Raw genomic sequence first — 14,763 nt, 5'->3', positions numbered from 1 at the left:
CGGTAGAAAGATTACCCAAAATAAAAATGGCCCCTGCGAAAGCAAGGGCCATTTTTATTAAGTAAAATCAGACTACATTTTTTTAGTTGTATCCATTTTAGTTGTGTCCATTTTGGAAGTATCCATTTTAGAAGTATCTTTTACTGTTGTATCAACAACTGTTGAATCTACTGCTGTAGAATCAGCACCTTCTGCTTTTTTTTCTGAACAAGCAACTACTGATAAAGATAAAGCTAAAGCTAAAAAGCCTAATTTGAATGCATTTTTCATTTTGTTTTGTTTTTTGTTGTGGTTTTTAATTAATTAATTACTAATTAATGCAATTATATTAAAAAGGTAACCCATTTTAACAAAAAAAAGACTTTAAATAAAATTTAAAGTCTTTTAGTATGAATTAAACGTGAAAAACTAGTGTTTAACCTCAGTTTTTTCAGTTGTTGCTTTAACTGTAGTGTCTTTAACTGTAGAATCTTTAACGGTAGTATCAACTGCAGTTGTATCTGTAATAATTGTAGAAGAATCAGTTACTGTTGTATCAGCGCCACCTTCTTTTTTTTCTGAATTACAAGCTGCTACTGATAAAGATAAAGCCATAGCTAAAAAGCCTAATTTGAATGCATTTTTCATATTCGAGTTTTTTTTGTTTTAAGTGATTAATTACTGTTTATACCATATTTTAAAAAAGGTAACCCAAAAAAATAAAAATAATAAAAAAGGCTTCGGGATATCCCGAAGCCTTTTTTATTATGAGTAAAGGTAAACTAGTGTTTAACTTCAGTTTTCTCAGTAGTAGTTTTAACTGTAGTATCTTTTACAGTTGAATCAGTTACTGTAGTATCTTTTGCAGTTGTATCAGTAACTACAGTAGTAGAATCAGTTGCTGTAGTATCAGCACCGTCAGCTTTTTTTTCTGAGTTACAAGCTGCTACTGATAAAGATAAAGCTAAAGCTAAAAAGCCTAATTTGAATGCATTTTTCATTTTTTGAATTTTTTAAGTATTAATTAATTTATCATTAATGCCGCAAAGGTAAAAAGGTAACCCGATAATTTTTAAAAAAGTGAAAATATTTTTTTTCGATTGGGTTACCCTTTTATATGGTGTGTATTAATGCTTGTTAGTAGCTATTAATTTTTTTATCTAATATTGGGTTACTATTTACAGAAAAAAGTATTAATTGGTGAATAACGGTTTAAAGAGTTCAGTTACAACAGATAGGGAGTTTATTTTAGGCATCTTAAATAACTCCGGAGATACACTTAACAAGTTATATAAGACACATTTTGCAATGGTTTTGCAATTTATCCTCAATAATAATGGCGATGAAGACGATGCAAAAGATGTTTATCAGGAGGCAATTATTGTATTATATAATAAGGTTAAGCAAGGAGATTTTGAACTTAGCAGTAAGCTGAAAACATACATTTATTCGGTTTGTCGTCGAATTTGGTTAAAAAAATTAACTCAAAATAGCAAAAAGACAGGAAACATAACCGATTATGAAGATGTGTTTGAAGTTGAGGAAGATGTAGAGCATCATGAAGAAAAAGATGCAGCTTTTGTGAAAATGCAATCTGCTTTAGAACACCTGGGTGAACCTTGCAAAACCATTATTCAGGATTTTTACATACATAATTTATCCATGCAGGATATTTGCGAAAAGTTTGGTTATACCAATACTGATAATGCAAAAACACAGAAGTATAAGTGCCTGCAGCGGTTAAAGAAAATATTTTTTCAACATTAATTGAAATGAGAAACGATTTAGAGTTAGATGCAATTATTGAAGATTATCTTCTAGGTAAACTTAATCCACAGGAAACGGAGGCTTTTGAGCAGTTGCGTCGTAGTGATGCAGCTGTAGATCATAAAGTTGTTTCACACAAAGTGTTTTTGCATACAATGGAAGAATATGCACAACAATTGCTTTTAAAAGAGCAATTGGATAGTATTCATTCAGAAATTGATGTAGATAGCCTTGTTGCGCAAGTTGCACCTCATCCATCCCGCATTGTTCAATTGTGGCGTAAACACAAATCTGCCATTGCCGTTGCCGCTTCATTTATTGTTTTATCTTTTGTTTCTATTTATTCAATACAGCATAATAGCCAACAGACAGATAAATATGTACAATTAAGCAATCAGGTAACCAACGCAATAAAAACTCAGAATAATTTAATCAGGAAGATTAATACAAATAATAATACCGTTCCTAATAAAGCCGGAAACCCTGGTCGATACGGTGGAACTGGTTTTGCGATTTCAACGAATGGTTACATCTTAACAAATTTACATGTTATAAATGGCGCTGATTCTATCTATGTACAGAATAGTAAAGGCGAATCTTTTAAGGTTAAAGCCGTTTATACGGATACACAATATGACATGGCAATTTTAAAAGTCAGTGATAAAAACTTTTCTTATTTATCCTCTTTACCTTATACCATTAAAAGAAGCAGCAGCAGTATAGGCGAAAATGTTTATACACTTGGTTATCCAAAAGATGATGCGGTACTGGGCGAAGGCTATGTAAGTTCTAAAAATGGCTTTATTGGTGATACAACTCAATACCAGGTGGCCATTCCGGTAAACCCGGGAAACAGTGGCGGTCCGCTGTTAGATAATAATGGCAATCTTGTGGGTATCATTAGCGGCAAACCTGATCAAACTGAAGGTGCAGCATTTGCTATAAAATCAAAATATATATTAGAGGCGATGCGTGCGATTCCCCAGGATTCTTTAGGTAAGAAACTTGTAGCGAATAAAAAGAGCTTATTATCAGGATTAAAACGTACACAGCAGATAGAGAAATTGCAGGATTATGTTTTCATGATTAAAGTTTACTAATTAATTCTCCCAAACAAATTAATATACTAAAACCTTGCTGGTTAAACCCTTCAGGGTTTTTTTTATGCTTTTATAATTTGGATGTCTAAAAATTATATTAAGTCTATATATTTAATATACTATTTATTAGCTTTGTTTAAATCAACTTAAATAAAATTAATATTATGAGTATAAGATTAGGCGACACTGCACCAAATTTCCAGGCAAATACATCTATAGGTGAAATTGATTTCTACGATTACCTCGGCGATAGCTGGGGTGTATTATTTTCACACCCTGCAGATTATACACCGGTTTGTACAACAGAATTAGGTCGTACGGCAGCATTAAAAAGTGAATTTGAAAAGCGTAATGTTAAGGTTCTGGCCATTAGTGTAGATTCTGCTGAATCACATAAAGGCTGGATTAATGATATTAACGAAACTCAACATACAACTGTTGAATTTCCAATAATTGCCGACCCCGATAAAACCGTGGCAAATCTTTACGATATGATTCATCCAAATGCATCCGAAACCTTAACGGTTCGATCTTTATTTGTTATCAGTCCGGATAAAAAGGTTAAGTTAATTATTACTTACCCGGCTTCTACAGGCCGAAACTTTAACGAGGTTTTGAGGGTAATCGATTCCCTTCAATTAACGGCGAATTATAGCGTTGCCACGCCGGCAGACTGGCAGGATGGCGAAGATGTTATTGTGGTAAATAGTATAAAGACAGAAGATATACCGGCAAAGTTTCCAAAAGGACATAAAGTTATTAAACCATATTTGCGTACAACACCTCAGCCAAACAAGTGAAATATTTAAACACTCAACTATATAATTTAGGATAACTTCGCTTGAATTCGATTGCATTATATCTGTAAATTATTATATTTGGTAGTTTTGTTTCCGTATTAACGCTTATTCTGGTTGTTTTATTAATTTAATTCCAATTAGTTGTAGAAAATTTAGAAGCAGAACGATAAGGGTTTTATTTTTTATACAATTTTTTATTTTTTTTATGGCTAACGGAAAAGTTAAATGGTTTAATACTCAAAAAGGCTTTGGTTTTATTGTTCAGGAAGACAATAAAGATTTATTTGTGCATTTTAAAGACGTTTTAGGTGGGATTGATAGTTTGAAAGAGAACGATCAGGTAGAATTCGAAGTTGCAGAAGGTAGAAAAGGTCTGCAAGCTGTAAATGTGAAGAAAGTTTAAGCGATATTTTATAAATTGTAAATGCTTAAGTAAAGAGGCTGTGTCATAAGTCAATTTATTCTTTGACAACCGGAGTTTATGAGACAGCCTCTTTTTAGTAATATTGAATTATTGATGCTTTAATAATTATATTTTCCCCTTTGTTTTTCTTGGTAAAAATTAAAAAATCGACTTTATCAGGTTTAATCTTATATTTTTTCATCAGATCTTCCGGTTTGGCCGGATAATTTCTGACAATGACATTTCCAGTCAGAGATTTTTGTTTTTTCATATCGCCGGTTGATAATATTTCTTTAATTTCAAAAATTCGTCCGGGAAATTTATTTTGAATAATACCTGATGTATACAGTTGAGTTTGTGGGTGAAGCTTTGACAGATGATAGTGTTGCCCGATTAAGTTAAAAGCGCCTGTTTTTAGCAAGGCCGTATCCGGTTCATATAAATACATTCCTGCATTAATGGTATCTGTAAAGCTAACATGTTTATTTTCAGATTCTTTCTTAAAGCTAAATTTCTTTTCTTCGTGATTTAAAGTTACCGCAATAATCTTTGGCGTTTCTGTATAATCCCTGTCAATTACCCATAATAATTCTTTACATTCATTTTTCACGCTTACCACATGAATTTCACTTACATGGTTTAGCTCCTGTAATCCTGCTGAAATATCCAGTAATGGGGCTGTTTTAATGATTATTCTATCTGCCTTTGAGATCAGTAAATCGAGATTATTTACCACATCAGGTGTACAATCTTTAAGCAAAAAAACTTTGCCTTTTTCCGCTCTTCTGGCCGGGTCGACATAAATCGTATCAAATTTGTCGGTTGTGTTTTTCAGTAATTCAATTCCATCAACCGGTTTAAATTCAATATTATTTGCCTTTAAAACCCTTGCATTATACGCTGCTATTTTTGACAGCTCAGGGTTTATTTCGCAATGTGTTACCAGACTTATTTTTCCGGCGAAATAATAAGTGTCGATACCAAAGCCGCCGGTTAAATCAATTAGTGAATTGCCCTTGGCCAGTTTCGATTTGTACTTAGCGGTAATCTCAGAGGATGTTTGTTCGATGGAAAGTGCAGGCGGATAATAAATTCCTTGCGTATTAAACCATGTAGGTAACTTTTTCTCAGATTTCTTTTTTGAAGTGATTTGATTTGCCAATTCTGAAGCACTCAGGCTGCTAAATGGACTTTTAGCTAAAGCAATTTGATTTACATCCGTATTTAAATGTAAAGCAATGTAATCCTGAACTGCCTTTTCTAAAATTTTATTGTTCATCGTATACTTTTGTCCGCCACGATGAGGTACTAAGCAATCTTAGCGTATGGGACATAGCTAACGTTGTAGGATTGCTTCGTGCCTCGCAATGACGATGAGTTGAAAAATTATACTTTATCCTTCATCACCATCTGGCAGGTGTGCCTGCTTTTAACTTCAAGCAATATATCTTTATCTGTCGCAACCCGATCGATTGTTTGCTGGTTGTAATAACGAATGGTTACCAGTTCCAAACCTTTGTTATATTTAACATTAAATTGTGTTGACAGCGCTTCAATTAATTTTGCAATCTTCTCTTCATTATCATCCACACTAACTGAAAAACTAATTGCAGAATTCAGCATGGTATTAATTTTGATTTTGTGTTGGTGGAAAAGTTCAAAGATATTACTCAGGTTTTCTTCAATTATAAAAGAGTAGTCTTTCGGGAAAATTGAAATAAGGGCCTGATTTATTTTGAAAATAAAAGATGGAACAGGTAAAGGGTTATTATCTTTTGTGATGGCCGTTCCGCTGCCTTCCGGTTGTATAAATGAACGGACAAAAAGTGGTATTCCTTTGTTTTGAAGAGGTTTGATGGTTTTCGGGTGAATAACCGTTGCACCATAGTAGGTGAGCTCAATCGCGTCGTGATAAGATAGCTGCGGGATTTTTTCGGTTTCATCGAACCATTTTGGGTCGGCATTTAATACCCCGGGAACATCCTTCCAAATGGTTAAAGCTGCTGCGTTTAAACAGGACGCAAAAATTGCTGCCGAATAATCAGAACCTTCCCTGCCTAAAGTTGTGGTATAATTTTCACTGGTTCCACCGATAAAGCCTTGCGTAACAATTATATTTTTTTGCATTAAAGGCAGCAAATCTTTTTGAATAATCTGATTTGTTTTAGCCCAGTCTACCTTTCCTTCACGATAGGTATTATCTGTTTGGATGTAATTCCTGGCATCGACCCATAGCGTGTTGTTATTGGTTTCATTTAACCAGGCAGCAACAATTTTTGTTGAAACGACTTCACCGATGGAAACAATCTGATCGTAAATATAATCCTGATCATTATCGGGTTCATCTTCAATCAACCAATCAATTTCTACAAATGTGTTGGCTACATCATCATAAACCGGGTTGGTTTTTCCTTTAAAAAGTTCTTCTATAATATTAAAATGGAAATGCTTAACCTCATCAAAAATGGTGTGTGCATTATCATTCTGTGAAAGATAGGCAGCTGTTAATTCTTCGAGCTTATTGGTTATTTTACCCATTGCCGAGATTACGATAAGCAATTCGCCTTTTTTATAATCGCGAACAATATTGGCGAGGTTTCTTACCCCATCAGCATCTTTAACCGAAGCACCACCGAATTTAAAAATATCCATAATTTAAAATGCCTTTACTTGTTCTGTAGAGAAAGAGGCGTTTAACCAGCCTTCTTCCAGTTGAGCATTATATTTGTTGTAAAAATTGATGGCCGGCGCATTCCAGTCTAATACCTGCCAAACCATTCCGCTATAATTGCCGTTTTTAGTTTCTTCGATTACTTTTTCGAATAGTAATTTTCCAATTCCCTTTCCTCTGTATGCTTCGGTAACGATGAAATCTTCGAGGTATAAGCGGCAGCCTTTCCAGGTAGAGTAACGGGTATAATAGAGTGCAAAGCCAACAATCGAACCGTCTACTTCTGCTACGAAAGCTTTCCAAACGGGGTTTAAGCCAAAACCTGCTTCAATAAAATGATCAAGTGTTACCGTTACTTCGTGGGGGGCGCGTTCGTAAACAGCTAATTCGTTGATTAGTTCTAATAGTCGCTGGCAGTCATCGGCAACTGCAGTTCTTATATTTAAGTTCATGTGTTAAATTAATTCGCCGAAATATCAGCTTTAAAGTGTTTAATAATTCTTTTGCCAAAAATTCCACTGCCGATTCTAACCATTGTACTGCCTTCTTCAATGGCAATTTTATAATCAGCACTCATGCCAGTCGACATTTCCTTAAATGCATCATCTTTCCGGAAAAAACTTGCTTTTATGCCGTCAAAGAAAACTTTTAGTTCATTAAACTCAGTTGCAATCTGCTTTTCGTTTTTGGTGTTCGTTGCAATAGCCATTAAGCCTGTAATCCTGATGTTTTTCAATTCAGCATATTCCGCTGATCGAAGAAGTTCAATTAGTTCATCGTGGCCCAAACCAAATTTCGTTTCTTCTTCAGCAATATAAACTTGTAGCAGACAATCTATAACACGTTTATTTTTAGCCGCTTGTTTATTGATTTCCTGTAATAATTTCAGGCTGTCAACACCATGAATCAGGCTGATAAAAGGGGCAATATACTTCACCTTATTACTTTGCAAATGGCCAATCATGTGCCACTCTATATCCTGAGGAAGCTGAGACTGTTTATCGACCAGTTCCTGTACCTGATTTTCTCCAAAAATTCTTTGTCCGGCATTGTAAGCCTCTAAAATAGCCTCGTTGGTTTGCGTTTTAGAAACTGCAATTAATTTAACGCCATCAGATTCTACTTCGCTTTTATATTGTTTAAGATTATCAGCTATGCTCATTTATAACTATTTTTGCGTAAAATTAATAACCTTGCCGCAATTTGGGCAATAAATAATATTTTAAATTCAGAAATGAGTAGATTGATAAGTGTTCTAATAATCATTGCTGCATTCACTGGTTGCAAACCTAAGATGCCGCAAAACATTATTCCTCCGGATAAGATGCAGAATATTTTATATGATATCCATGTTGCTGATGGTTACATTTCGAGCATATCAATTCTCGATTCATCAAAAAAAGTAGCTGCATCCTATTACAAAGGTATTTATAAAAAATTTGGAATTGATTCTGCCAAATATGCGCAAAGCATGACCTATTACTATAAACATCCAAAAGACCTGGATGAAATGTACAAGGTAATTGCCAAACGCCTGGCCAAGCAACAAAAGGCCATGGAAAAGGCAGATTCAATAGCAAAATCAAAAAAAGTCGTTCCCGCTGTTAAATAATATGTTATATCCCGAAAATTGTTTAGAGCGTTTAGGCTTTATAGAAATCAGGCAGCTGATAAGTAAGCACTGTTTAAGTCCGATGGGGCAAAGCATGGTGCAGAAGATGCAGGTGATGAACCGCTTTGACCAGATTGATAAATTTCTTCGCCAGACGAATGAATTTAAAAGCATTATACAAAACCAGGAGCCCTTACAGATAAATACCTTTTTTGATATTAAGTCTCTGGTTGAAAAAATAAGGGTTGAAGGAACCTATTTGCAGGAGGAAGAATGGTTCCAGATTTATACATCCCTGCAAACAGTTTTTTCTGTACTTAGGTTTTTTGAAGAAAGGGCAGAGGTTTACCCTACGCTGGAAGCTTTGTTTGAGCATTTACCCATTGAAAAAAATATTCTTCGTAAAATAGAACATGTAATTGATGCAAAAGGCAAAATAAAACCTAATGCTTCGAAAGAATTACAAGAGATAACGGCTTCCATTTCAAAAACTGAACAGGACGTTCGGAAGCGGATGGACTCCATTTATAAACAAGCCATCGCGAATAACTGGGTTGCAGATGGAAGTTTGACCATTCGTGATGGCAGAATGTGTATCCCGGTTTTAGCCGAAAACAAACGGAAACTGAAAGGTTTTGTTCATGATGAATCGGCAACGGGCCAAACGGTTTACATTGAGCCTGAAGAAGTTTTTACGCTAAATAATAAACTCCGGGATTTAGAATTTGATAAACGCAGGGAAATTATTAAAATATTAATTGCCCTAACGGATGAGTTGCGTCCTTATTCGCCGCTGCTGTTGTCTTATCATGGTTTTTTAACCAAGTTAGATTTTGTTCGCGCCAAAGCTATGTTTGCGATAGAAGTTGAAGCAGAAATGCCTGGCTTATTAAAGGATCCAAAAACTAAACTGATAAATGCGAGGCATCCCTTACTGATGCTCTCTTTTGCCGCCGAAAAGAAAACGGTTACGCCTTTAAATATTCACATCGATTCAGAAACGCGTGTTGTTTTGGTTTCGGGGCCAAATGCAGGTGGCAAATCTGTTTGCATGAAAACGGTTGGTTTATTACAGCTGATGCTTCAAGCCGGATTGCTAATTCCCGTTGATGCAAATTCAGAAGTCGGTATTTTCGAAAACATCTTTGCCGATATTGGTGATGATCAGTCTATTGAAAGCGATTTAAGTACCTACAGTGCGCATTTGAAAAAAATGCGCTATTTTGTTGAACATGCATCGCCCAAAACGATGGTTTTAATTGATGAGTTTGGAACAGGTACCGATCCACAATTTGGAGGGCCGATGGCTGAAGCTGTTCTGGAAGTACTGAATAATAAAAAAGTAAGGGGTGTAATTACGACCCACTACTCAAATCTTAAACTTTTCGCAGGTAATACCCAGGGATTAGAAAACGCTTCGATGTTGTTTGATAATGCCAAAATGAAACCGCTTTATATTCTGGAAATGGGAAAACCCGGAAGTTCTTACGCATTTGAAATTGCCCAGAATATTGGTTTACCTAAAGAGGTGATTGAACTTGCCAGGCAAAAAACAGGTTCAAATCAAAATCGGGTGGATACCATGCTGGTTGATTTGGAACGGGAGAAGAAAACCATTTATGATGCCAAGGTTAGCTTAGCCAATCAACAGAATAAGGCAAAAAACCTGGTTGCTGAAAATGAAAAGCTCAGGGCATTCCTTGACGAGAACAGGCGCGTTTTAATTAAAGAAGCTAAGCAGGAAGCTCAAAATATTATAAGAAATGCCAATAAGCTGGTAGAAAACACAATTGCTGAGATTAAAGAAAAACAGGCTGATAAGGTTGCGACTAAAGAATTGCGCCGGAATTTGCAGCAAGAACTGGTAAAAAATACCATTCCGAAAGAAAAACCAAAACCTCAGCCTGTGGTCGTGGGCGGAGAAATTTCGGTTGGCGACTGGGTGAAGTTTATTGACAGCGAAACTACTGCAACAGTATTGGAAATTAACCGGAATGAACTGGTTTTGGCTATTGGTGATTTGCGTTCGAATGTAAAAAAGAACCGTGTTCAAAAGATAAGCAACAAAGAGGCAAAAAAGGTTGCACAAAGCAGTGCCGGTTCATTCGCTGGCAGAATGAATGAAGCCGTTTCAGGATTCAGGGCAGAATTGGATCTTCGTGGCAAGCGTACTGAAGATGCTTTATTTGAGGTTGAAAAATACCTGGATAAGGCCATTATGTTAGGTTTTCCCTCTATAAAACTAATTCACGGAAAGGGCGATGGTATTTTAAGAAAAATGATTCGGGAATACCTTAAGAAATACAGCCAGGTTAACCGAATGGAAGATGAACATCCGGATAGGGGTGGTGATGGCATTACTTACGTTTATTTGAATTAGTACGCCGCTATATACCTGCCGGTTAAAACCATATGCCTGTAACGTTGTTATACTTAAAACGTTACGATTATGAAAACAATTTTTACCTGCCTTGTTGTACTCCTGCTATTTACAACCTGCAAAAAGAATAATAGTAATGACAACGGAAACCTGCCCGATGTTGAATTAAAAAACAGAGTAGTGGTTTCAGGTTTAAGGTTTCCATGGGGTATGGTATACGGCCCTGATAATTTTATCTGGTTTACCGAAAGAGGCGGTAAAATTAGCCGGTTAAATCCTTCAACCGGACAAATTTCAGCTTTGCTAACCATTTCTGAAGTTCGCGAAAATGGTGAAGGCGGCTTACTTGGAATTGCGTTAAATCCCGACTTTTCCACTAATCCGTGGGTGTACGTTGCCTATAATTACGGAAGCAGTTATAAGGAAAAAATTGTTCGTTACACTTATTCTGGCGGCGCGCTTAACAGCCCGCTCACAATAATTGATAATATAGGCGCTTCTTCGACACACAACGGTTCAAGATTATTAATTTCAGGGGGAAAGCTGTTCATATCTACAGGCGATGCTTCGGATACCAATACACCTCAAAATGTAAACTCCACCTCCGGAAAAATTCTCCGGGTAAATCTAGACGGAACCATCCCTTCAGATAATCCGTATGCCAATAACCCGGTTTGGTCTTACGGACATCGTAATCCGCAAGGTTTAGTTCAGGTAGGAAGCAAAATTTTTTCTTCGGAACACGGACCTGACTCTGATGACGAAATTAACATTATTGAAAAAGGCAGAAACTATGGCTGGCCAAATATAAAAGGTTTTTGTGATGAAGCGGGTGAACAATCTTTTTGCTCCGCAAACAGCATTGCTGGACCATTAATTATCTGGACGCCAACAATTGCACCAAGCGGTGTGGCTTATTATAATTCTGATTATATTCCACAATTTAAAAATTCGTTATTGCTTGCGGTATTGAAAAATACAAAACTAATGCAGCTTAAACTGGATAATGCACAAACAAAAATTGATGGGACTAAAGATTTTTATGTGAATGCTTATGGTCGGATGAGAGATGTTTGCATATCACCTGAAGGGAAAATATATGTTTGTACCAGTAATGGCAACGACGATAAAATTATAGAAATTTATAAATAGCTATTTTTTATCCTTACCAGGACATTTTTTACAGCGTTTTCCTTTTTTATATTTTTCACAGCATTTTTTGTGCTCGGCTGTACAGCTGAATATAAAACCCATTCCCTTTTGTAATTCGGGGTCTGTTGGTATGCGGAAATCCTCGTTATCTCTTTCGTTAAACATCTCAATACAAAGGTAATGTTATTTAGATTAATTCCAAATCGTTATTCTTTAAAGGTGTTGCATATTTTTTAACCGATCGATTTCCACTAATGTTTTAAAAAGCTGTATGCTTTATGTAATTTAGCGGCCTAACCAAGATTCATAAAGATGATAAACAAAGTTGTATCAGGGGCGGAAGAAGCCATCCGCGATATTCCTGATGGTGCTACGCTTATGTTAGGCGGTTTCGGTTTGTGTGGCATTCCTGAAAATTGCATCAATGCCCTGGTCGATAAACAAATCAAAGATTTAACTTGTATTTCAAATAATGCCGGAGTAGATGATTTTGGGATCGGATTAATGCTGAAGCAACGCCAGGTAAAAAAAATGATTTCATCATATGTAGGTGAGAATGCTGAATTTGAAAGACAACTTTTAAGCGGAGAGCTCGAAGTAGATTTAATTCCGCAGGGGACATTAGCCACCAGATGTTTAGCTGCAGGTTATGGAATGCCTGCAATTTTTACACCCGCAGGGGTTGGAACGGAGGTAGCTGAAGGCAAAGAGATCAGAAATTTTGATGGAAAAGATTATTTAATGGAATACGCCTTTGATGCGGATTTTGCTCTAGTTAAGGCCTGGAAAGGGGATACCGCCGGTAATTTAATTTTCCGTTCGACCAGCCGGAATTTTAATCCGGTAATGGCAATGGCAGGAAAAATTACAATTGCTGAAGTAGAAGAACTGGTTGAAGCAGGCGAATTAGACCCAGATTATATCCATACGCCGGGAATTTATGTTCATAGAATTTTTCAGGGAAAAGATTATGAGAAAAGAATTGAGCAAAGAACTGTCAGGAAAGTTCATTAGTTCATTTGTCATTAGTTCATTGGTTATTCGTCATGCGTTATTCGTTTATTGGTCATTCGTTCAATAGTCATTGTTTTTAATCAAAAATTATTGTTTCGCATAGCCGTTAACCTTGGTCTGTAAACAATTAAACAATTATCCAAATCACTTTTTCAAAATTGCTCATTTAACTATGTCATTCTCAAAAGAAGAAATTGCACAGCGCATTGCTAAAGAAATAAAAGATGGTTATTATGTAAACCTGGGCATCGGTATTCCAACCCTGGTTGCAAACTATATACCGAAAGACATCAATATCGTATTGCAATCGGAAAACGGCTTGTTAGGTATGGGCCCGTTTCCTTTTGAAGGCGAAGAAGATGCCGACTTAATTAACGCCGGCAAACAAACCATCACGACCCTGCCGGGTTCATCCATATTTGATTCGGCCATGAGTTTTGGAATGATTCGGGCGCAGAAAGTAGATTTAACCATATTAGGTGCAATGGAAGTTTCTGAAAACGGTGATATTGCAAACTGGAAAATTCCGGGTAAAATGGTTAAAGGAATGGGTGGCGCAATGGATTTAGTGGCATCAGCCAAGAATATTATCGTTGCCATGCAGCATGTAAATAAAGCCGGGGAAAGTAAATTATTGCCGAAATGTACCTTGCCGTTAACTGGTGTGAAATGCATTAAAAAAATCGTGACCGAACTTGCTGTTATGGATGTTTTACCGGAAGGCGGCTTCAAACTACTGGAACGGGCACCAGGTGTAAGTGTCGATTTTATTAAACAATCTACTTTAGGAAGATTGCTTATCGAGGGCGACATACCTGAAATGAAATTGAATTAATACTTCAACTGCTCAAACCGTCTTTTCCACTCAGGTGGGAATCTTAATGCGATAGATGAGGAAGTGCTTACCCATTCTTACTCTAAAAGCCAACTTTCAGCGTTAAATTCGCAAAGAACAAAAAAAGGCGAATTGGTTGATGATTGGATTGAATTATGAAGAACACTCAGACTAATTATTTATCCATCAGCAGATTTACTAATTCTTTTAATTCTTCCAGCTCCTGTTCTAATTTCGTAATACGGCTTTCTAATGCTGAACCATCTGCAGCATGCCTGACAGGTATTTCTTGTTCAGCTGAACTTTCTTCTGCCTGCTGACCTAATAGATGAATAAATCTGGCCTCTTTTTGCCCTGCTTTTTTAGGTAACTGCTTAACATAGGCCGGTTCTTCTTCAGAGAGTTTTTGTAGTTGTTCTAAAACTTCTTCTATGCTGTCAAATTCATAAAGCCGTCCCGAATTGCTGTTAATTTCACCCGGAGTTAATGGTCCGCGTAAAAGTAAAAGGCATAGTATGGAAAGTTCGGATGGTACCAGCGGATAAACAATTCCCAGGTTATGTTTGTATTTAATTACCCTGCTCGAACCTCCTGTAGCAGTTGATATTAAACCTTTTATTTTAAGCGAGTTTAGCGTTAAGTTAACCGTTTCGTCATCGTAATTTACAACCGGATTTCTCGAGCTTTTTTGATTACAGGCTGCTGTTAAACTATTTAAAGTCATCGGGTAATAATCGGGTGTGGTCCGGCTTTTTTCAATTAACGAACCTAATACACGCTGTTCTTCTGCTGATAAATCGGGTAGCGGCTTAATATCTTCCATAGGCTAAAAATAGAAATTGAGTTTACATTTTGGAAATTATTTTGTTATTCTTCCTAATCATCTTTCCATTATACGGAATTAAAAATTCAGTATGATAAAGCTTATAATATACTTATTCAAAAACAGGTACATAAATATTACTCAATAGAATTATTCTAAATTTATAAATCGCAGGATTTTACATTTTAGAATAACGAACTTAGAGGAACAACAAATAAAAACATATT

At 36.1% G+C, this 14,763-nt stretch carries 17 protein-coding genes; 9 read left to right on the top strand and 8 right to left on the bottom strand.

Features of this window, described 5'->3' with window-relative positions:
* Nucleotides 1-72 precede the first annotated feature (72 nt).
* The 3 genes from O0931_RS07390 to O0931_RS07380 all read right to left on the bottom strand — a co-directional run bounded on the left by O0931_RS07390 (nt 73) and on the right by O0931_RS07380 (nt 980).
* Complete coding sequence (locus O0931_RS07390; protein ID WP_269414922.1) at nt 73-270, bottom strand: hypothetical protein; 198 nt, start codon at nt 268-270, stop codon at nt 73-75.
* Nucleotides 271-408: 138 nt separating this feature from the next.
* Entirely contained in the window at nt 409-627 is a 219-nt protein-coding gene (locus O0931_RS07385) for a hypothetical protein (RefSeq protein WP_269414921.1), read from the bottom strand.
* A 134-nt stretch (nt 628-761) separates the two neighbouring features.
* On the bottom strand, nt 762-980 hold the full coding sequence (locus tag O0931_RS07380; RefSeq protein WP_269414920.1) for a hypothetical protein: 219 nt from the start codon (nt 978-980) through the stop codon (nt 762-764).
* 199 nt (nt 981-1,179) lie between these two features.
* Between O0931_RS07380 and O0931_RS07375 the strand changes: the two genes are divergently transcribed.
* The 4 genes from O0931_RS07375 to O0931_RS07360 all read left to right on the top strand — a co-directional run bounded on the left by O0931_RS07375 (nt 1,180) and on the right by O0931_RS07360 (nt 4,049).
* Complete coding sequence (locus O0931_RS07375) at nt 1,180-1,746, top strand: RNA polymerase sigma factor (RefSeq protein ID WP_269414919.1); 567 nt, start codon at nt 1,180-1,182, stop codon at nt 1,744-1,746.
* Between the two features lie 5 nt (nt 1,747-1,751).
* Nucleotides 1,752-2,846, top strand: a complete 1,095-nt coding sequence (locus O0931_RS07370) for a serine protease (protein ID WP_269414918.1) — start codon at nt 1,752-1,754, stop codon at nt 2,844-2,846.
* Nucleotides 2,847-3,010: 164 nt separating this feature from the next.
* Nucleotides 3,011-3,646 carry a peroxiredoxin gene (locus O0931_RS07365; RefSeq protein WP_269414917.1) on the top strand — a complete coding sequence of 212 codons (636 nt, stop codon included), beginning with the start codon at nt 3,011-3,013 and terminating at the stop codon, nt 3,644-3,646.
* Between the two features lie 205 nt (nt 3,647-3,851).
* The gene (locus O0931_RS07360) at nt 3,852-4,049 is read left to right on the top strand and encodes a cold-shock protein (protein ID WP_269414916.1); all 198 of its coding nucleotides are present in this window, start codon (nt 3,852-3,854) and stop codon (nt 4,047-4,049) included.
* Between the two features lie 94 nt (nt 4,050-4,143).
* On the opposite strand, the gene O0931_RS07355 is transcribed toward O0931_RS07360, so the two are convergent.
* The 4 genes from O0931_RS07355 to O0931_RS07340 all read right to left on the bottom strand — a co-directional run bounded on the left by O0931_RS07355 (nt 4,144) and on the right by O0931_RS07340 (nt 7,882).
* The gene (locus tag O0931_RS07355) at nt 4,144-5,328 is read right to left on the bottom strand and encodes a class I SAM-dependent methyltransferase (RefSeq protein WP_269414915.1); all 1,185 of its coding nucleotides are present in this window, start codon (nt 5,326-5,328) and stop codon (nt 4,144-4,146) included.
* 107 nt (nt 5,329-5,435) lie between these two features.
* Entirely contained in the window at nt 5,436-6,701 is a 1,266-nt protein-coding gene (locus O0931_RS07350) for an aspartate kinase (RefSeq protein WP_269414914.1), read from the bottom strand.
* 3 nt (nt 6,702-6,704) lie between these two features.
* On the bottom strand, nt 6,705-7,172 hold the full coding sequence (locus tag O0931_RS07345) for a GNAT family N-acetyltransferase (RefSeq protein ID WP_269414913.1): 468 nt from the start codon (nt 7,170-7,172) through the stop codon (nt 6,705-6,707).
* A gap of 8 nt (nt 7,173-7,180) precedes the next feature.
* Nucleotides 7,181-7,882, bottom strand: a complete 702-nt coding sequence (locus O0931_RS07340) for a YggS family pyridoxal phosphate-dependent enzyme (protein ID WP_269414912.1) — start codon at nt 7,880-7,882, stop codon at nt 7,181-7,183.
* Nucleotides 7,883-8,014: 132 nt separating this feature from the next.
* Here O0931_RS07340 and O0931_RS07335 point away from each other — a divergent pair, with 132 nt between their 5' ends.
* From O0931_RS07335 to O0931_RS07315, 5 genes are all read left to right on the top strand, one after another.
* Complete coding sequence (locus O0931_RS07335; protein ID WP_269414911.1) at nt 8,015-8,332, top strand: DUF4296 domain-containing protein; 318 nt, start codon at nt 8,015-8,017, stop codon at nt 8,330-8,332.
* A 1-nt stretch (nt 8,333) separates the two neighbouring features.
* Nucleotides 8,334-10,712, top strand: coding sequence for an endonuclease MutS2 (locus tag O0931_RS07330; protein WP_269414910.1), 2,379 nt, complete (start codon nt 8,334-8,336; stop codon nt 10,710-10,712).
* Nucleotides 10,713-10,781: 69 nt separating this feature from the next.
* A complete protein-coding gene (locus O0931_RS07325) occupies nt 10,782-11,864 on the top strand; it encodes a PQQ-dependent sugar dehydrogenase (protein ID WP_269414909.1) in 1,083 nt (360 codons plus the stop codon).
* A 312-nt stretch (nt 11,865-12,176) separates the two neighbouring features.
* The gene (locus O0931_RS07320) at nt 12,177-12,878 is read left to right on the top strand and encodes a CoA transferase subunit A (protein ID WP_269414908.1); all 702 of its coding nucleotides are present in this window, start codon (nt 12,177-12,179) and stop codon (nt 12,876-12,878) included.
* A gap of 172 nt (nt 12,879-13,050) precedes the next feature.
* Nucleotides 13,051-13,713: a CoA transferase subunit B gene (locus O0931_RS07315; protein WP_269414907.1), complete on the top strand. Its 663-nt coding sequence runs from the start codon at nt 13,051-13,053 to the stop codon at nt 13,711-13,713.
* Nucleotides 13,714-13,888: 175 nt separating this feature from the next.
* Here O0931_RS07315 and O0931_RS07310 read toward each other — a convergent pair whose 3' ends face one another.
* Nucleotides 13,889-14,536 (bottom strand): YceH family protein, encoded by a 648-nt coding sequence (locus tag O0931_RS07310; RefSeq protein ID WP_269414906.1) that lies wholly within the window; start codon nt 14,534-14,536, stop codon nt 13,889-13,891.
* Between the last annotated feature and the right edge of the window lie 227 nt (nt 14,537-14,763).

Source organism: Pedobacter rhodius, assembly GCF_027213645.1.
GTDB classification, from domain to species: domain Bacteria; phylum Bacteroidota; class Bacteroidia; order Sphingobacteriales; family Sphingobacteriaceae; genus Pedobacter; species Pedobacter rhodius.
Note: the sequence above shows the minus strand (reverse complement) of the source record. Positions and strands in the feature narration are given on the sequence as shown.